The organism is Streptomyces alkaliphilus (genome assembly GCF_014141535.1).
Classification (GTDB): Bacteria; Actinomycetota; Actinomycetes; order Streptomycetales; family Streptomycetaceae; genus Streptomyces; species Streptomyces alkaliphilus.
Genome location: NZ_VKHT01001276.1, coordinates 1 through 1,193, shown reverse-complemented (window position 1 = coordinate 1,193; position 1,193 = coordinate 1). Strand labels below are relative to the sequence as shown.

Below are 1,193 nucleotides of genomic sequence, written 5' to 3'. Positions count from 1 at the left end.
ACGTGGGGTCGCCGTGCGCGACTCCGCCGGGGAGGGACACGCAGGGGGGCGACGATGGCCGGAGCGGAGGGGCCGCGGGAGCGGAGCCGGGACGACCGGGAGACCGGGGACGACCTGGAGACCCTCGACGACTGCGGGGATCGGCAGACCCTCGACGAGCGGGACCACCCGGCGGGGCGGCCGGAGGCCGACGGGTCCTGGGTGGTGCCGGGGTACACCGTCGGCCGGGAAGTGGGTTCCGGCGCGAGCGGACGGGTGGTCATCGCCGAACACGTGGCGACCGGCGAACCGGTGGCGGTGAAGTACCTGGAGCCACGGCTGGGGCGCGATCCCCGGTTCCGGGAGGCGTTCCGCACCGAGGCGCGGTTGCTGGCCGGGCTGGATTCGCCGCACGTCACGGCGTTGTACGAGTACGTGGAGACCGCGCTCGGGGACGCGGCGATCGTGATGGAGCCGGTGCCGGGCGCCTCACTGCGGGCCCTGCTGCGCCGGGAGGGCCCGGTGGGTCCGGAGGCGGCGCTGACGGTGCTGCGGGGCTCGCTGCTGGGACTGGCCGCGGCGCACGCGGCCGGGGTGGTGCACCGGGACTACAAGCCGGAGAACGTGCTGGTCACACCGGCGGGACTCTCCAAGCTGGTGGACTTCGGCATCGCCGCCCGGCATCCCGCCGCTCCGGATTCCGCGAGCCCCGGGGATCCCGGGCGGCCCGGCGACGCGCACGGACCCGGCGGACCGGGCACGGTGAGCGGCACCCCCTCCTACATGGCTCCCGAACAGTGGCGCGGTGAGCCGGCCGCCCCCTCGGGCGATGTCTACGCGGCCACCGCCACCTGTTACGAGTGCCTGACCGGCGCCCCTCCCTTCACCGGCACGAACATCGCCGAACTGGCCCTGCGGCACACCACCTCCGAGGTTCCCCTGGAGCCGGTGCCCGAACCGCTGCGGGAGCTGATCGGTCGCGGCCTGGCCAAGACCCCCGACGCCCGCCCCGCGGACGCCGGGACCTTCCTGCGGGAGCTGGAGGCGGCGGCGGGGGCGGCGTACGGACCGGAGTGGGAGGAGCGCGGTCGCGGCCGACTGGCGGCGCTCGCCGCCGCGACACCACTGCTGCTCGCCCTCCCTGCGGAGGCCGGGGCGGGCGTGACCGACCGGGTGGCCACCGAGCTCTCCCCCACCGACCCCCCGGTCGCGGC

At 76.4% G+C, this 1,193-nt stretch carries 1 protein-coding gene; it reads left to right on the top strand.

The features are described 5' to 3' along the window. Positions 1 to 54 precede the first annotated feature (54 nt). Positions 55 to 1,193: serine/threonine-protein kinase (locus FNQ90_RS23940; RefSeq protein ID WP_228471559.1), on the top strand; the 1,139-nt coding region annotated here is incomplete at its 3' end.